Source organism: Aureimonas sp. AU40 (assembly GCF_001463785.1).
GTDB lineage: Bacteria > Pseudomonadota > Alphaproteobacteria > Rhizobiales > Rhizobiaceae > Aureimonas.
In genome coordinates, this window is sequence record NZ_BBWL01000071.1 from 1 (window position 1) to 544 (window position 544).

Annotated in this window: 1 pseudogene; it reads right to left on the reverse strand. The window is 68.6% G+C overall.

Annotated features, from left to right (window positions below):
* Positions 1-544, reverse strand: a pseudogene (locus AUL32_RS25755) (hypothetical protein); the annotation flags it as partial.

Here is a 544-nt window from a genome sequence, read left to right on the forward strand (position 1 = left end):
TTGCCGTCTCCATCGCCTTCAACTCGCGGATTTCGGGGAAGCGCTCGGCATAGGCGGTCTGCACCGCGTCCAGCGCCGCCTTGTCCTTGGTGCGCGCGGCGACCACGGCGAGGCCCATGACGCCCTCGCTCGTCGCCTCCCAGTCGATCGACTTGCGGAACCAGCTGCGCGCGCCGTCCGTGTCGGCCTGGCCCAACTTGTACCAGCCGAGCGACTGCGCGCCGAGCGCCGAACGGCTCGCCTCCACCACGGTGGGAAAGCGCGCCAGCATGTCGGCGTCCGGCGGCGTCAGCTTGTCCGAGGTCAGGCGTTCCGACACGATCTCCACGAAGATCTTGGCGATCTCGGGCGAGCGGTCGCGATTGTCGTAGGCAAGGCTCGTCGCCGCGTCGAGCGCGCCGTCGTTGCGCAGCGAGAGGACCTGACCCTCGACATGCTTGGGGTCGGTGTCGAGCTGCGCGGCGGCCTTGAACCAACCATTGGCGTCCTTCCACTGGCCCTGTCCGAAGAAGTACCAGCCGAACAGCGCCGCGTCGCTCGCCGA